We start from the raw sequence: 14,525 nt of genomic DNA, 5'->3' as shown, positions 1-14,525 counted from the left end.
TGGCATGCTCGTACGCATGAACGACGACGCCTTCTGGGCTCTCATCGACGAGTTGGGCCGCCGGACCGGTGACCGGGACGAGCGCCTCGAGTGGCTGCGGGAAGAGCTGATACGGCGTCCGGCGGCGGAGAGCGTGGACTTCCAGGTGCGGCTGGAGCGGGCGTGCGAGGCCGCGGACACCCGCGCGCTGTGGACGGCGGCGGACCGGATCGAGGGCGGCGCCTGCACGGACGACGGCTTCCACTACTTCACGCTCTGGCTGGTGGGCCAGGGCCGGAAGGTGTACGAGTCGGTCCTCGCCGACCCGGACGCGCTGGCCGACGTGCCCGGGGTGCGCGCGCTCGTGGGCCGGCACCACGACGAGTGGGACGACGACGAGTGGCCCGAGTGGGAGGAGCTCGACTACGTCGCCCAGGACGCGTGGGACGAGCTGACGGGCCAGGAGGGCGACGACGGCGAGGAGTTCCTCGACGCCGTCGAGGAGGCGGAGGACGCCGCGGAGGCGGCGGGGGAGTGGGAAGAGGACGAGGAGGACCGGGAGTCCCGGCCGGAGGGGTCGGCGCTGTCCCGGCTCACCGCCCTCTTCCCTCTCGCCTCGGCCTCCTAGGAGCCCGAGGGTCCCCGCCGCCTCAGGAGGCGGACGTGTCGCGGCGGCGGCCCAGGAGCAGGCTGCCCGCCGCGAAGACGGCGAGGGCGCCCGCGCCCGCCAGGGCCGTCGGCAGCGGCGAGGAGGGGGCCTCGGCGGTCTCGGCGGACAGGGCCGGGGGCTGCTCGTCGCCGCCGTGGCCCGCGTGGCTCACGGTGGACAGCCCGGCGCCCGCCGCGATCTTCGCCTCGGTCGGGGCCTGGGCCCGTGCCGCCGTCGCCGTGCCGCCGAAGGTGACGTCCGAGCAGCTGTAGAAGGCCTCGGGGCTGTCGTTGCGCTGCCACACCTTGTAGACGATGTGCCGTCCGGTGCGGGCCGGGAGGTTGCCGGTGAAGGCGTAGTAGCCGTCGGTCGCGGTGCGGGTGGTGCTGTAGACGGCGACGGGGGTCGGGTCGAGGTCCGACCACTTCAGGGGCTTGGTCGGGTCGAAGCCCGCCTTGGTGATGTAGAGCGTCATCGTGCCCGAGTGCGCGGCCGTCACCCGGACCTTGAAGTCGAAGGGGCCCGCGGCGACGGCCGTCGAGGGCCAGTCGGTGCGGGCCCAGTCCAGGGCCCGGTACTTCTCGCGGTTGGCCGAGCAGAGCCTGCCGTCCGGGATGAGGGCCTGGTGCTGCCCGGCGGCGTTGGCGATGTTGACCTCGTTCCAGTCGTAGAGCGGCTGGGTGCCGGAGTCGGCGACGAGGTCCTTGCACACCTGCGACCTGGGCGTCTCGGGGCCTTCGGCGTAGCAGGCCGCCACCCGGCTCACGGGGTTGAAGACGGCCCCGTGGGCGCTCGCGGTGGCGGGGGTGAGGCTGACCAGGGCGGCGGCGGACAGGGCTGCGGCGCCGGTGACGGTACGGCGGGAGGACGGCATGCGGGGGCTCTCTCTCGTGCGTGGGGGAGTACGGGGCGAGCAACGCGCTTCGGGCGCACGGGAGTTGGGCCCGGACGCTCGGCGGAGGAAGCCTCGCATTGGTCCATACCAATGAGCAAGAGGAGGAACGGAAAAAGACGGCCCCCCGGGGTGCCGCACACCCGGGAGGCCGCCGTCGGGCGGAGGAGGCGGGCTCAGCCGTTCGCGAGCGCCTGGACCCGCGAGAGGTCCCCGTTGAAGTGGTTGTGGTCGCCGACCGTCGGGCCGGAGGAGGTGTACTGCCAGATCGTGTAGTACGGCCAGCCGGCCGGGAGTTCGCCGACGTCGGAGGCGTACCGCGCGATCCACAGCGGGTTGGTGGAGGAGAAGGCCGCGGAGTTGCCGGTGCACTGCTTCCACCAGCTGGTGGCCGTGTAGATCACCGGGTCGCGGCCCGTCCGGTACTTGTACCGGTTCACGAAGTCCTGGATCCAGGCGACCATCCCGGAGGCCGTCTTGCCGTAGCAGGTCGCGCCGTACGGGTTCCACTCGATGTCCAGCACGCCCGGCAGGGTCCTGCCGTCCCTCGACCAGCCGCCGCCGTTGTTGACGAAGTAGTCGGCCTGGGCGGCTCCGGTCGTCGTGTCCGGGGTGGCGAAGTGGTACGTGCCGCGGATCATGCCGACGTTGTAGGAGCCGTTGTACTGCTGGGTGAAGTAGGTGTTCTTGTAGTACGTGCCCTCCGTCGCCTTGACGTAGGCCCACTTCACGCCGCTGTTCCACAGGGTCGACCAGGCCACGTTGCCGTTGTGGCTGGAGACGTCCACGCCTTCCGTCTGCGCGGCCAGGGTCGGGACGCCGCCGGGCTTGGCGCCCTGGCCGTCGTGCGCGATCACGCCCATGCCCATGTAGGCGGAGCCGCGGGCGGGGACCGCCCGCTCGGCGCCCGGGTCCTGGGCGGCGGTGGCGGTGCCGGAGAGGCCGAGGGGGAGGAGGAGGGTCAGGGCCGCGAGGGCGGCGCCGGCGAGGGTCGTTCCGGATCTGTGCACACGCATTGCGTGCCTCCGAAAGGCTCGGTGGGGGAGCGGTGGGGGCAGGCCGGACGGCGTGACATGGAATGGACATGTCACCCTGGGCTGCCGGGAAAGACGCTACGCACGTAGACCCGCCCACGGAAGGGGGTCCGGTTGCCGCCGTTGGTCTACGCCTGCGAAATACTGAAGGAGCTGCGGCGATGGACGCCCCGGCAAGAAACTTTCAGCGACCGGAAAGCGCGCGGGAGGTGCTGACGTGCACGGAAGCGGTACGGGAAACGAAGGCCGGGTCACCGCCGGAGGCGGTGTGGACCAGGAATTCCTCGCCCTCGAGCGGGAGCTGGCGGTCTTCCTGCGCCGCGCCCGTGCCCAGTCCGGCGAGATGGCCCGCGAGGTCCACCCCGAACTGGAGCCGGCCGCCTACGGCCTCTTCGTGCGCCTCGACGACGCCGGACCCCAGCGGGCCACCGAACTCGCCGGCTACTTCGGCGTCGGCAAGGCCACCATGAGCCGCCAGCTCCGCGCCCTGGAGGACCTCGGGCTCGTCGCCCGCGACCCCGATCCCGCCGACGGCCGCGCCTCGCTGGTCCGCCTCACCGAGGAGGGCCGCAGCCGCTTCCGCAGCGTCCGCGACGCCCGGCGCGAACGCTACGTCCGCAAACTCGCCGACTGGGACCGCGCCGAGGTCGCCGAACTGGCCCGCCTCCTGAACCACTTCAACGTCCGCTCGGAGGGCTGACGCCCGGGGCCGCCGCTCAGCGGTCCCATAGCTCCGCGTATACCGCCGTCGCGTCGTCGTGGAGCTTCCAGCGGCGCGGCCCGCCCACCCGAGCGTCGGCCGTCTCCAGGGCCCGCACCCGGTGGAGCAGACCGGTCGGACCCTCCTGGCGCAGCACGCCGAAGCAGTCCGTCCAGTCGCCCTCGCCGAACAGCTCCACCCAGCGGCTCGCCCCGTCCGTGAGCGCCGCCAGGGCCCGCACCTCCGCACGCGGGGTCGTCCCGACGACCGCCCGCGCCGCGACCGCCGGGTCCGCCGCCGCCGTGAAGAAGCCGCCCACGCGGTTCCGCAGCCGATCCGTCGCCTCCAGCGAGCGCCGCACCTCGTCCGGCACCCGGTCGAGCCGGTCGTCGAGCACCGCCCGCACCGTCCCGTCGGGGGCCTCCAGGAGGAGGGCGGAGTCGGAGAGGACGAGGTGCTCGACCCGGGCCTCGTCCCAGCGGGCGAGCACCACGGTCGCCTGGGGCGTTCGCACGTGAGAAAGGTCACAGGTGTCGCGATGGGCGTCCGCGGTGCGCCGGATCGCCAGTGACAGGATCTCGGACAGGGGCATGTCCCGGCGGGAACCGGACAGTTCGGTCAAAGCTCCGCCCAGTCGCGCGGTGAACCACGGGACCGTGTGCACACAACCGTCATCACCCGCGGGAGGCGTGACGCCGTCGAGCAGGACGACCGCCCCTCCGCCGTCCGAAGTGGACGGAAGGGCGGCCACCCAGTCCTCGTTGGGGCGTTCGGGGCTGCCGGGAAGGGAGGCGACTTCACTGCGCATGGCGTCCAGTCTGCCCGCTCCCGCGCATTCCCCCCCGAACTCCTTCACGGGACCTGCAAAAGGCCGGAAAAGGCCTGTACCAACCTCGCGGACGCGACCCGAGAGGCGGAAGAAACGCCTCCGGGAAACTGCGGGCGGGCATCCTGCCAAAGGCCGCCCGGAAGATCCAACCGGCGCCCCGCGCGAGCCCCCGGAATCCACCTCCGGAAGTTGTTCGCCAACTACTGAGTGTTGTTCACTCGTTCGGGTGGCGGAGCGGCCGATGCCCGTCCCCTTGCCGTAAGCGCTGGAATGGTCGGAAGCCGTACCAGGGGTGGGGGCGCTCCATGTGACCGGCCGTCACCTCTGCTTCATCGGCGGACGAATCAAGAATGCGAGCACCGGTGCAGAAGAAGCGGCCTCGGAGCAACAACGGCACGCAGAGCCAGACCCCTGGTGAGCCGCAGGCCCCCGCCGGCCGGCCCAAGCGCGTCCGCAACCGGCTGGTCGCCGGCGTCGCCCTCGTCGGCGTCACCGTTCTCGCCGCCGGAGCCCCCGCGATCCTCGCCGCCTCCGCCGAGCTCACCGAGTCCCAGCGCCTCGTCACCCTCGCCGAACTCGACCGGCAGGCCGTCACCCTCGCGCACTCCCTCGCCGACGAGCGCGACGAGGTCGTGGCGTACATCGCCGCCGGACGCGAGGCCCAGAGCGGCGACGCCGAGCACCGGCGGAAGGTCACCGACGCGCGCTCCACCCGCGTCGACCGCCAGATCGACGAGATCCGGGCCGCCGCCCCCGCCGACCTCCGCCGCGACCTCGCCGGCGTCCCCTCCGTCCGCCGCACCGCCCTCACCGGCAAGGGCACGGCCCTGGAGGCCCACAAGGCGTACTCCGACGTCATCGGCAAGCTCCAGGCCCTCGCCGACGAGCTCGCCGACAAGACCCCGGCCCGCGCCTCCGACGCCGCGCTGACCGAGGCCACCCGCGCCCCCGCCGCCCTCGGCCGCGCCGTCGACCAGGCCTCCGCCACCCGCGGCCTGCTCCTCGGCGCACTCTCCGTGCCGCAGCCCGAGCCCACCGGGGACGTCCACTACGACCCCGGGACCGGCACCTACGTCGCCGACGAACCTGAGGGCGCCGCCGAGGCCGACCGGGCCCGCGACGGCCTCACCGCGGCCGCCCAGCAGGCCCGCGTCCGCGAGCTCGCCGCCCTCGGCGACTTCGACCAGGCCGCCGGCTCCGGCGCCCGCGACTCCCTCGCGGCCACCGTCGCCGGCCCCGACGTCAAGACCGCCGAGCTCGCCCTCGCCAGCCTCACCGACCAGCCCAAGCTGACCGAGGCCGAGCGCGGCACGGATCCGGTCGCCCTGGAGGGCGCCCTCTCCGCCCGCATCGAGCAGATGCGCGGCGTCGAGTCCGCCCTCGCCACCCAGCGGGTCGACCGCCTCGCCGCGCTCCGCGACGACGACGTCACCGCCCTCGAAGCGCGCATCGCCTTCCTCGGCGGCTGCCTCCTCGTCGCGATCGGCATCTCCACCTACGTCGCCCGCACCCTCACCCGGCCGCTCGCCGTGCTCCGCCTCGGCGCCGCCCGGCTCGCCGCGGCCCCCGAGCCGCACACCGAGGAAGCGATCCGCTTCACCGGCCGCAACGACGAGTTCGCCCAGGTCGTCCGCTCCCTCAACGCCCTGCACGGCAAGCTCGCCGGCCTCGCCTCGCAGACCGAGCGGCTCACCGACGAGCGCGCCGACCTGGCCGCCGCCAAGGACGCCGTCGGTGCCGAGCTCGCCGCCCAGCGCGCCGACCTCCAGGGCCGGGTCGCCCTCCTCACCGCCGACCTCGAACGGCTCAGGGGCACCGTCCACCACACCTTCGTCAACCTCTCGCTGCGCAGCCTCGGGCTCGTCGAGCGGCAGCTCGGCGTCATCGAGAAGCTGGAGGAGCGCGAGCAGGACCCGGACCGCCTCGCGACCCTCTTCAAGCTCGACCACATGGCGACCGTCATGCGCCGCCACAGCGAGAACCTCCTCGTCCTCGCCGGCCACGAGCACGTCCACGGCCACGCCGGGCCCGTCCCGCTCGTCGACGTGCTGCGCGCGGCCGTCAGCGAGATCGAGCGGTACGAGCGGGTCACCATCCAGTCGCTGCCGCCGCACGCCCAGGTCGCCGGCTTCGCCGCGGACGACCTGAGCCACCTGGTCGCGGAACTCCTGGAGAACGCCACCTCCTTCTCGCCGCCCGACGCCGAGGTCCAGCTCTCCGGCTGGCTCCTGGAGAGCGGCGAGGTGATGCTCTCCGTGCAGGACTCGGGCATCGGCATGACCGCCTCCCGGTCCGCCGAGCTCAACGCGCGCCTCGCCGAGGCCGACCCGGAGGCCTTCGAGGGCGAGGGGCTCGGCATGCGGGTCATCGCCCTGCTCGCCGCCCGCCACGGGGTGCGCGTCGAGCTGCGCGACCAGAAGCCGGGCGGCACGGCGGCCGTCGTGGTCCTGCCGCTGGGCCTGCTGCCGACCGCTCCGCCGACGGCCGTCCCGGAGCCCGTACGGGGCGCCGGCGCCGCGTCCGGGATCCAGCTGCCCGGCTCGGTCGCGGAGGCCAACTCCAACACCCTGCCGCCCCGGCACCGCGACCCCCTGGTGGAGGCGGCGGAGGCCGCGTTCCTGGCGGCGGAGACGGACCGGACGCGGGAGACCGCGCACGAGCCGGAGCCCGAGGCGACGTACGCCCCCGAGCCCGAGCCCGCGTACACCCCGGAGCCGGAGGCCGCGCCCGAGGCGTCGTACGCCCCCGAGCCGGAAGCGGCGTACGAGCCCGAGCCCTCGACGCCCGAGCCCGCGTACGCACCCGAGCCGCAGCCCGAGCCCGCGTACGCACCCGAGCCGGAGGCCGCGCCCGAGCCGGCGTCCGCCCCCGAGCCGGAAGCGGCGTACGAGTCCGTCTCCGAGACCACGCTCCAGGTCCGGCTGCCCGACCCGCCGCCCGAGCCGGACACGCACGAGCGTGCCGCCGACGGCGAGGAGACGGCCCGGCCCGAGGCACCCGCCGCGGACGCGACCGCCGCCGACGGGACGCTGCCCGGCCCGCGCCCCGCGCAGTGGGAGAGGGTCACCGACAAGGGGCTGCCCAAGCGCACCCCGCAGGTGGTCCGCCAGCCCTCCGCCCCCACCACGCCCCGCCAGGGCGGCGTGGACGCGGAGGCCCTGCGCCGCCGGCTCGGCGGCTTCCACCAGGGCGCCAAGGCGGGGCGCCGGGACGTGGAGGCGGAGCTGGGCGCGGCGCGCACAGAAGCCACGAAGACCGCACGTACAGGGGAGAAGACGGGGGACACAGTCGAGGAGGCACGCAGTTGACCGCGACGGGAACGTTCGGACTGAGCACGGAAGCCCGCAACCTGCAATGGCTGCTGGGGAATCTGGTGGAGGAGGTGCCGGGAGTCCGCTCGGTGGCCGTCGTCTCCTCCGACGGCCTGATGCTGCTCTCGTCGGACCCGGCCACCCAGCAGGCGCCGACGGTCGCCGCGGGCGCCGGCCGTCCCGACGGGCCGCGCGGCTCCAGCGCCGATCTGGCCACCATCGTCTCCGGCATCGGCAGCCTCACCGTCGGGGCGGCCCGGCTGATGGACGGAGGCGGGGTCAAGCAGACGATGGTGGCGATGGAGGAGGGCAGCGTCTTCGTCATGTCGATCAGCGACGGCTCGCTGCTCGGCGTGCACGCCACGCCCGACTGCGACATGAGCGTCGTGGCGTACCACATGGCGCTCTTCGTGGGCCGCGCCGGTCACGTACTCACCCCCGAAGTCCGCAGCGAGCTGCGCAAATCGATGGAGAGCACCCAGTGACGGCCATGTCCTCGGCGCACCACGCCTTCAAGCTGCCGGTACGGGGAGAGGGGCGGCGCCCCGCGCGCGTGCGCCCGTACTCGCTGACCGGCGGCCGGACCCGCTTCGGTCACATCCTGCTCGTCGAGACCTTCGTGGCGGCGCTCGAAGCGCCCGCCGCCCGCAAGGTCCTGACGGACGGTGGGCCCGCCGCCCGCGGCCTGATGCCGGAGATGCGGGCCATCGTCGAGATCTGCCGCCGGATGCGGACGGTCGCGGAGATCTCGGCGCTTCTGAAGATGCCGTTGGGGGTCGTCCGGGTGCTGCTCAGCGACCTGGCCGACCAGGGAAAGATCCGTGTGTACGGGACCGGTCACGGCACCGGGCAGCCCGACCGCGCGCTCCTCGAAAGGGTGCTGAGTGGACTCCGTCGTCTCTGACGCCGCCGCCGTCTCCGAAACGCCGGCGGTCGCCGTCGGCATCCCCGCCCAGCCGGGGTCCGCATCGCGCGAACCGGTCGCCGACGGGGTCGACACCGAAGAGGGCGCCCAGGACTGGCAGCTCGACCACTCCCGCGCCCCGATCGCGACGAAGATCGTCGTCGCGGGCGGCTTCGGCGTGGGCAAGACCACCTTCGTCCGCGCCGTCTCGGAGATCACCCCGCTCCAGACCGAGGCGCTGATGACCCGGGCGAGCGAGGACACCGACGACCTCACCGCCACCCCGGACAAGCTCACCACCACGGTGGCGATGGACTTCGGCCGGATCACCCTCGACAACGACCTGGTGCTGTACGTCTTCGGCACGCCGGGACAGCAGCGCTTCTGGTTCATGTGGGACGACCTGGTGCGCGGGGCGATCGGGGCGATCGTGCTCGCCGACACCCGGCGGCTCACCGACTGCTTCCCGGCGCTCGACTACTTCGAGAGCTGCGGGCTGCCGTACATCGTGGCCGTCAACCACTTCGAGGGCACCGAGCTGTTCGAGGCGGACGACGTGCGGGAGGCCCTGACCGTGCCCGCGCACGTGCCCGTGGTGATCATGGACGCGCGCAAGCGGTACAGCGTCGTCGAGACCCTGCTCGCGATGGTCGCGCACGCCCTCGAAGCCACGCCCGAATAGCCCGCCCCCCGAACAGTTCGACCCGTCACGCCAGGAGCCCCGCCCATGCGGAAGATACTCATAGTCGGCGCCGGCCAGTCCGGCCTGCAGCTCGCCCTCGGACTCCAGACGCAGGGGTACGAGGTCACCCTCATGTCGAACCGGACCGCGGACGAGATCCGCACCGGTCGGGTCATGTCCACGCAGTGCATGTTCGACACCGCCCTCCAGCACGAGCGGGACCTCGGCCTCAACTTCTGGGAGTCCCAGGCCCCGAAGATCGAGGGCCTCGGCGTCTCCGTCGCCGGCCCCGACTCCGCCCGCCTGATCGACTGGGTCGGCCGGCTCGACGGCTACGCCCAGTCCGTCGACCAGCGCGTGAAGATGGCCGGCTGGATGGACAGCTTCGCCCAGCGCGGCGGCCAGCTCGTGATCCACGGCGCGGCCGTCGGCGACCTGGACTACTTCTCCCGCAGCTACGACCTGGTGCTCGTCGCGGCCGGAAAGGGCGAGCTGGTCTCCATGTTCGGCCGGGACGCGTCCCGTTCGCCGTACAGCGAGCCGCAGCGCGCCCTGGCCGTCGCGTACGTCCACGGCCTCGGCCCCCGCCCCGAGCACCCGGACTTCGACGCGGTCCGCTGCAACGTCGTCCCGGGCGTCGGCGAGCTCTTCGTCATGCCGACCCTCACCACCGGCGGCCGCGCCGACATCCTCTTCTGGGAGGGCGTCCCCGGCGGCCCGCTCGACGTCTTCAAGGGCGTCAAGGACCCCTCCGAGCACCTGGCGCTGACGCTGGAGCTGATGGAGAGGTTCACCCCCTGGGAGTACGCGCGGGCGACGAAGGTCGAGCTGACCGACGCGGGCGGCACCCTCGCCGGCCGGTACGCGCCGACCGTCCGCAACCCCATCGGCCGGCTCCCCGGCGGCGGTCTGGTCCTCGGCGTCGCCGACGTCGTCGTCGCCAACGACCCGATCACCGGCCAGGGCTCCAACTCGGCGTCCAAGTGCGCCGCCGCGTACCTCGCCGCCATCGTCGAGCAGGGCGACAAGCCCTTCGACGAGGAGTGGATGCAGGGCGCCTTCGACCGCTACTGGAAGACGGCCCAGCCCGTCACCAAGTGGACGAACGCGATGCTGGCGCCCCCGCCGGAGCACGTCCTGAACCTGCTCGGCGCGGCCGGCCAGCTCCAGCCCGTCGCCGACCGCTTCGCCAACGGCTTCAACGACCCGGCGGACTTCGAGAACTTCTTCTTCGACCCCGAGAAGACGAACGCGTACCTGGCCTCGGTCGCCGGGGCCTGACGGGCCACTGACCCGCGTGGGAGCAGTTGTCATGGGTGGTCGTCGGTGACCCTCGGGCCCGTCTGACGGCCCGGAGACGGCCCGGAGACGGCCCGGAGACGGCCCGGAGACGGCCCGGCTCCGGGCCCGAGGGAAGCCGCCGGCGCTAGGAGCGCGGGTCAGTGAACAGCTCCTGGGACGCCGCGCCTCGTGGTAGCCGGGGCTGTCGGGCGCTGCCGTGGAAAAGGCGTGGCTGCCCGTCGGTCACGATGCGACAATCCGTCCGCATCGTGACCCGCATCCGCGTCCCGGAGGCCCGCATGGACATCGCCCCGCTGCTGCCGATGACCACGCCCCGGTTGTCGCTGCGTCTGTTCACTCCCGGCGACGCCGACGACCTGTACGCGTACCAGAGCCTGCCGAGCGTGGCGCGCTACTTGTACCGGCCGGCGCACACGCGTGAGCGCAGCGAGCAGGTGGCCGCCGAGCGCGCGGCGCAGACGGTCTGGCGCGCCGACGGGGACAAGCTGGCGCTCGCTGTCTGCCGACGCGATGAGCCCGGCGTCCTCGGCGAGGTGAGCCTCGCCCTGGCCGATGCCCGCGCCGCCCAGGCCGAGATCGGCTGGACTCTCGACCCGCGTCACCAGGGGCACGGCTACGCGACCGAGGCGGCCGCGGCGCTGGCCGGTTTCGCCTTCGGCACGCTGGGCGTGCACCGGCTCTACGCACGGCTGGACGTGGAGAACACCGGGTCCGTGCGGGTCTGTGAGCGCCTCGGGATGCGCCGGGAGGCGCACCTGGTCGAGAACGACCTCGACGGGGATCGCTGGGGCAGCGAGTACATCTACGCGGCGCTGGCCGCGGACATCGGCGGTCGATCAGGCGGTGACTCCGCCGGCCAGGCCTGATCCACCGGACAGGCCCCGGTGGGCCGCCGACGGCCGGCTCCCGGAGACGGGGCCGGCCGTCGGCGTGGAACGGACCGGCGGAAAACGGGTCGAGTCGTTCCGCGGCCATGCTCGATCATGTGTTCATGTCCCAGCAGCACACCCTCGCCCGCGTGGACGCGGACCTGGCCGCCGGCCGTGTGCCGATGGCGCGCCAGCGCCTGCGCGGCCTCGTCTCCTCCTTCCCGTACGACCTGACCCTCCGCCGTCGGCTCGCCGAGGTGTACCGGCTGTACGGGGAAGCGGCCGAGGCCGGGCGCTGGATGTACCTCGAAGAGGACCGGTGCCCGGACGAGACCGCCGCCTTCGAGGAGCGGTACGGGTCTCCCGCGCGGCGGATGAAGGCCCTCGCGTGGCGCGGGCCCGAGGCGCTGGCCGCCACCGCGTTCGCCGGGAGCCGGCTGGCGGCCGTGCGGACGGCCCGCGCCGAGGAGCTGGGGCGGCCCGTCGACTGGGACGATCCCGCCTCCTACGAGGAGGACGCGGACGAGGAGTACGTGCCGGACACCGGCGGGTGGTCGTTCGGCGGCTTCGTCGTGGGCGCCGGCTGCCTGCTGGGGACGGTCGTCTTCATGGGGGTCTGGGTGCTCGGGGTCATCTCGCTCTTCAGCGACTGACGGCCCTCCTCCGCGCGTCGGACGGCGAGCGGGGTCAGGAGGCCGGTCAGGGCGAAGAGGGCCCCCACGGCGAACCAGCCGGGCCGGCCCCAGCCGATGCAGAGCGCGATGAGCAGTCCGGGGCCGAGCGCCTCGGAGAGGCCGGCGCCCAGGCCGAAGACGCCCAGGTACTGACCGGTGGCGTGGGGCGGTGCGAGGGCGTACGAGACCTCGAAGCCGCCCGCCGCGTGCCAGAGTTCGCCGACCGTGTGGACGACCACGGCGGTCAGGAGCAGGACCACCGCCACCGCGACGGGCGTTCCGGCGGAGAGCGAGACGAGGGCGCAGGAGACGAGGAAGGCCGCTCCCGCGCGCCGGTAGGCGCGGCCGCCGGCCCGGGGCGAGTCGACGCCACGGCTCGCCCGCACCTGGAGGCCGACGACGAGGACGGTGTTGGCGAGCATGGTGCCGGAGACCAGCCAGTGCGGTGCGGTGGTGGACCCCACCAGCCAGAGCGGGATCGCGACGGTGAGCACCTTGAACTGGACCGCCATGACGCCGTCGAGCGCGGTGAGCGCCAGGTACGGCCGGTCCCGCAGCGCGATCCACCGGGGCCCGCGGGCGACGGGCGCGGGCGCGACGGGCGGCAGCAGGAGCAGGACGGCGGCGGAGGCCGCGAACGCGAGGGCGTTTCCGGCGACCAGGACCTGGTAGGCCCCGAGGGTGCCGACCTGGACCGCCCACCCCGCGAGGAGCGCCCCGAAGGAGATTCCGACGTTGGTCACGGCCCTCAGGTAGGCGCGGAACTCCTGCGGCCTCTCCCCTCCGTGATGCCGGATGAGCGGCGCCCGGGCGGCGAGACCGGCCGCCTTCGCGCCGGTGGCCGCGGAGACGGAGAGGACGAACGGCCAGAAGCCGTCGACGAGGACGAAGGCCGCCGTGGCGAGCGCCTGCACCGCCAGGGTGGTCACGAGGACCCCGCGCGCTCCGCGCCGGTCCGCGAGGTGGCCGACGGCGATCCCCACGGCCAGCGAGAGGAGTCCGGCGATGCCGAGCCCGAGCCCCACGGCGGAGGCCGGGAGGCGCACGGCCTGGGTGAAGTACAGCACTCCGGCGGTCAGGAAGAGGCCGCTGCCGACGGCGTTGACGAAGTTCGAGGCGGAGAGGGCGCGTTGCGGCCGGGTGTCCGGCAGCAGTCGGGGCATGACGGGACTCCGTGTCCGGGAGAGGCGATCGGCCATCAGTAAGGACCCGACAAGCTTGTTGCATATTACTCGCAAGAGCAAGGGCCTTGCGGCGCACGGAAGTTCAGTTCCGGTCGTAGCCCTCGTCCCCGCCGTCCCTGGCACCGGCGGGAAGCTCGGGCGGGACGTACGTCTTCAGGGCCGTTCCCCCCGGATCGGGCCGTACGGCCCCGAGCACCGGGTTCGCCGCGAGCGGGGAGACCTTCACCTTCCCGCCGGGGCGCGGGGCCTGCACCACCAGGCCCTCGCCCAGATAGAGGGCCACGTGGGTCGCGCCCGGGAAGTAGACCACCAGATCGCCGGGGCGGAGCTCGGTCAGCGGCACCCGGGGCAGGGTCTCCCACTGCTCCTGACTGGTCCTCGGCAGCTCCCGGCCGGCCGCCGCCCACGCCTGCTGCGTCAGCCCCGAGCAGTCGTAGGCCTCCGGGCCCTCCGCCCCCCACTCGTACGGCTTGCCGATCTGCTCCACCGCGAAGCGCAGCGCCTCCGCGCCCGCCCGGGACGGGGTGCGCGGGCCGTCCAGGACCCCGGAGCCGAGCAGCTCGCTCTGCGCGCCGGCGGTCTGGACCCGTTCGAGCTCGGTGATCCGGGCCAGCTGGTCCGGCGACAGGGCGGCGAGCAGCTTCTCGACCGCGAGCAGCTTGGCCCGCACCTCGTCGCGCCGGACGCGCTGCGCGGCGGCGAGCCCCTGCTGCCGGTCCAGGGCCTTGCGGGAAGCGCTCGCGAGGCTGCCGGCCCGCCGTTCGGCCCTGGTGAGCCGGGAGACGGCGCCGGCCCGGTCACGGGCGGCGCGGGCCATCAGGTGCCCCTCGTCCAGGGCCGACCGGGGGTCGGCGGCGAAGAGCAGCCACAGGGAGGAGGGGAGCGAGGAGAGCGCGGACCTGCCCTGGTACTGGTCCCGGGCGAGCCGCCCGGCCGCGGCACGGCCCTGTGCCAGCGCCGTCCGGGCGGCGGTGAGCCGAGCGGTGACCTTCTTCGTGTCGGCGGCCTGGCGCTTCAGCGCCTCCTCCGCGGCGTTGTACCGCTCGGTGGCGGCCTCGGCCTGCTGGTACAGCGTCCGCAGCCGGGTGAGCAGCCCGCTGACGGACCTCCCGCCGGGGGCGGGAAGCGCGGCGGCGTCGTCGTCCTCGACGGGGGGAGGGGCCGTGGAGGAGGGGGAGGGGGATGCGGCGGAGGAGGGGGAGGGGGGTGCGGAGGCGGCCGGGTCTGCGGGGCCCGTACCCGGACCCGGGTCCGCCACGGGATCCGTACCCGCGCCCGTATCCGTACCCGTACCTGCGCCCGCGTCCGCGTCCGTACCCGTGGCGGCCGGCGCCGCGGGGTCGACCGGGCCGACCGGTTCCGCCGCCGGGTCCGCCCAGGCGATCGGGGCCTCCGCCGGGGGGTCCACGGGCGGCTCCGGGGCGGCGCCCGCCGGGAGCGCCCCCGTGAGCGCCGTCGCCGCGGCGAGCGCCCCCGTGCAGACCGTGCGCAGCAGCCTTCGTGACATGTCATCACC

Annotated in this window: 13 protein-coding genes and 1 pseudogene; 9 read left to right on the top strand and 5 right to left on the bottom strand. The window is 73.9% G+C overall.

The window, feature by feature from the left end:
* Positions 1 to 16: 16 nt before the first annotated feature.
* Positions 17 to 607 carry a DUF4240 domain-containing protein gene (locus ACFYUZ_RS11525; RefSeq protein WP_389307879.1) on the top strand — a complete coding sequence of 197 codons (591 nt, stop codon included), beginning with the start codon at positions 17 to 19 and terminating at the stop codon, positions 605 to 607.
* Positions 608 to 629: 22 nt separating this feature from the next.
* Here ACFYUZ_RS11525 and ACFYUZ_RS11520 read toward each other — a convergent pair whose 3' ends face one another.
* Both ACFYUZ_RS11520 and ACFYUZ_RS11515 read right to left on the bottom strand, forming a co-directional pair.
* On the bottom strand, positions 630 to 1,502 hold the full coding sequence (locus ACFYUZ_RS11520; RefSeq protein ID WP_389307877.1) for a lytic polysaccharide monooxygenase: 873 nt from the start codon (positions 1,500 to 1,502) through the stop codon (positions 630 to 632).
* Positions 1,503 to 1,696: 194 nt separating this feature from the next.
* Positions 1,697 to 2,536, bottom strand: a complete 840-nt coding sequence (locus ACFYUZ_RS11515; protein WP_389307876.1) for a lysozyme — start codon at positions 2,534 to 2,536, stop codon at positions 1,697 to 1,699.
* 235 nt (positions 2,537 to 2,771) lie between these two features.
* Between ACFYUZ_RS11515 and ACFYUZ_RS11510 the strand changes: the two genes are divergently transcribed.
* On the top strand, positions 2,772 to 3,254 hold the full coding sequence (locus ACFYUZ_RS11510; RefSeq protein WP_389307874.1) for a MarR family winged helix-turn-helix transcriptional regulator: 483 nt from the start codon (positions 2,772 to 2,774) through the stop codon (positions 3,252 to 3,254).
* A 16-nt stretch (positions 3,255 to 3,270) separates the two neighbouring features.
* Here ACFYUZ_RS11510 and ACFYUZ_RS11505 read toward each other — a convergent pair whose 3' ends face one another.
* Positions 3,271 to 4,062, bottom strand: coding sequence for a hypothetical protein (locus tag ACFYUZ_RS11505; protein ID WP_389307872.1), 792 nt, complete (start codon positions 4,060 to 4,062; stop codon positions 3,271 to 3,273).
* 371 nt (positions 4,063 to 4,433) lie between these two features.
* On the opposite strand from ACFYUZ_RS11505, the gene ACFYUZ_RS11500 reads away from it, so the two are divergent.
* From ACFYUZ_RS11500 to ACFYUZ_RS11470, 7 genes are all read left to right on the top strand, one after another.
* The gene (locus tag ACFYUZ_RS11500) at positions 4,434 to 7,391 is read left to right on the top strand and encodes a nitrate- and nitrite sensing domain-containing protein (protein ID WP_389307871.1); all 2,958 of its coding nucleotides are present in this window, start codon (positions 4,434 to 4,436) and stop codon (positions 7,389 to 7,391) included.
* Positions 7,388 to 7,879, top strand: coding sequence for a roadblock/LC7 domain-containing protein (locus ACFYUZ_RS11495; RefSeq protein ID WP_389307869.1), 492 nt, complete (start codon positions 7,388 to 7,390; stop codon positions 7,877 to 7,879). The genes ACFYUZ_RS11500 and ACFYUZ_RS11495 overlap by 4 nt, the downstream gene beginning before the upstream one ends.
* Positions 7,880 to 7,884: 5 nt before the next feature.
* The gene (locus tag ACFYUZ_RS11490; RefSeq protein WP_041134250.1) at positions 7,885 to 8,298 is read left to right on the top strand and encodes a DUF742 domain-containing protein; all 414 of its coding nucleotides are present in this window, start codon (positions 7,885 to 7,887) and stop codon (positions 8,296 to 8,298) included.
* Positions 8,279 to 8,980, top strand: coding sequence for an ATP/GTP-binding protein (locus ACFYUZ_RS11485; RefSeq protein ID WP_389307867.1), 702 nt, complete (start codon positions 8,279 to 8,281; stop codon positions 8,978 to 8,980). The genes ACFYUZ_RS11490 and ACFYUZ_RS11485 overlap by 20 nt, the downstream gene beginning before the upstream one ends.
* Positions 8,981 to 9,025: 45 nt before the next feature.
* Positions 9,026 to 10,261 (top strand): styrene monooxygenase/indole monooxygenase family protein, encoded by a 1,236-nt coding sequence (locus ACFYUZ_RS11480; protein WP_389307865.1) that lies wholly within the window; start codon positions 9,026 to 9,028, stop codon positions 10,259 to 10,261.
* Between the two features lie 299 nt (positions 10,262 to 10,560).
* On the top strand, positions 10,561 to 11,148 hold the full coding sequence (locus ACFYUZ_RS11475) for a GNAT family N-acetyltransferase (protein ID WP_389308545.1): 588 nt from the start codon (positions 10,561 to 10,563) through the stop codon (positions 11,146 to 11,148).
* 125 nt (positions 11,149 to 11,273) lie between these two features.
* Positions 11,274 to 11,804, top strand: coding sequence for a DUF6584 family protein (locus ACFYUZ_RS11470; RefSeq protein WP_389307863.1), 531 nt, complete (start codon positions 11,274 to 11,276; stop codon positions 11,802 to 11,804).
* A 275-nt stretch (positions 11,805 to 12,079) separates the two neighbouring features.
* Here the strand turns inward: ACFYUZ_RS11470 and ACFYUZ_RS11465 are convergent.
* Together ACFYUZ_RS11465 and ACFYUZ_RS11460 are read right to left on the bottom strand one after the other, a co-directional pair.
* Positions 12,080 to 12,988 (bottom strand): annotated as a pseudogene (locus tag ACFYUZ_RS11465) (MFS transporter); the annotation flags it as partial.
* Positions 12,989 to 13,091: 103 nt separating this feature from the next.
* Positions 13,092 to 14,516 (bottom strand): C40 family peptidase, encoded by a 1,425-nt coding sequence (locus ACFYUZ_RS11460; RefSeq protein WP_389307861.1) that lies wholly within the window; start codon positions 14,514 to 14,516, stop codon positions 13,092 to 13,094.
* Positions 14,517 to 14,525: the final 9 nt, after the last annotated feature.

It is taken from the genome of Streptomyces sp. NPDC004266, from assembly GCF_042874095.1.
GTDB lineage: Bacteria > Actinomycetota > Actinomycetes > Streptomycetales > Streptomycetaceae > Streptomyces.
The sequence above is the reverse complement of the archived record's forward strand: the minus strand, read 5'-3'. Positions and strand labels throughout refer to the sequence as shown.

What these genes read in the sequence shown, in the direction of transcription:
- ACFYUZ_RS11520 (WP_389307877.1), bottom strand. Translation starts at nt 1,502, where the DNA reads ATGCCGTCCTCCCGCCGTACCGTCACCGGCGCCGCAGCCCTGTCCGCC.
- ACFYUZ_RS11515 (WP_389307876.1), bottom strand. Translation starts at nt 2,536, where the DNA reads ATGCGTGTGCACAGATCCGGAACGACCCTCGCCGGCGCCGCCCTCGCG.
- ACFYUZ_RS11500 (WP_389307871.1), top strand. Translation starts at nt 4,434, where the DNA reads ATGCGAGCACCGGTGCAGAAGAAGCGGCCTCGGAGCAACAACGGCACG.
- ACFYUZ_RS11480 (WP_389307865.1), top strand. Translation starts at nt 9,026, where the DNA reads ATGCGGAAGATACTCATAGTCGGCGCCGGCCAGTCCGGCCTGCAGCTC.
- ACFYUZ_RS11505 (WP_389307872.1), bottom strand. Translation starts at nt 4,062, where the DNA reads ATGCGCAGTGAAGTCGCCTCCCTTCCCGGCAGCCCCGAACGCCCCAAC.
- ACFYUZ_RS11490 (WP_041134250.1), top strand. Translation starts at nt 7,885, where the DNA reads ATGTCCTCGGCGCACCACGCCTTCAAGCTGCCGGTACGGGGAGAGGGG.
- ACFYUZ_RS11475 (WP_389308545.1), top strand. Translation starts at nt 10,561, where the DNA reads ATGGACATCGCCCCGCTGCTGCCGATGACCACGCCCCGGTTGTCGCTG.
- ACFYUZ_RS11470 (WP_389307863.1), top strand. Translation starts at nt 11,274, where the DNA reads ATGTCCCAGCAGCACACCCTCGCCCGCGTGGACGCGGACCTGGCCGCC.
- ACFYUZ_RS11525 (WP_389307879.1), top strand. Translation starts at nt 17, where the DNA reads ATGAACGACGACGCCTTCTGGGCTCTCATCGACGAGTTGGGCCGCCGG.
- ACFYUZ_RS11460 (WP_389307861.1), bottom strand. Translation starts at nt 14,516, where the DNA reads ATGTCACGAAGGCTGCTGCGCACGGTCTGCACGGGGGCGCTCGCCGCG.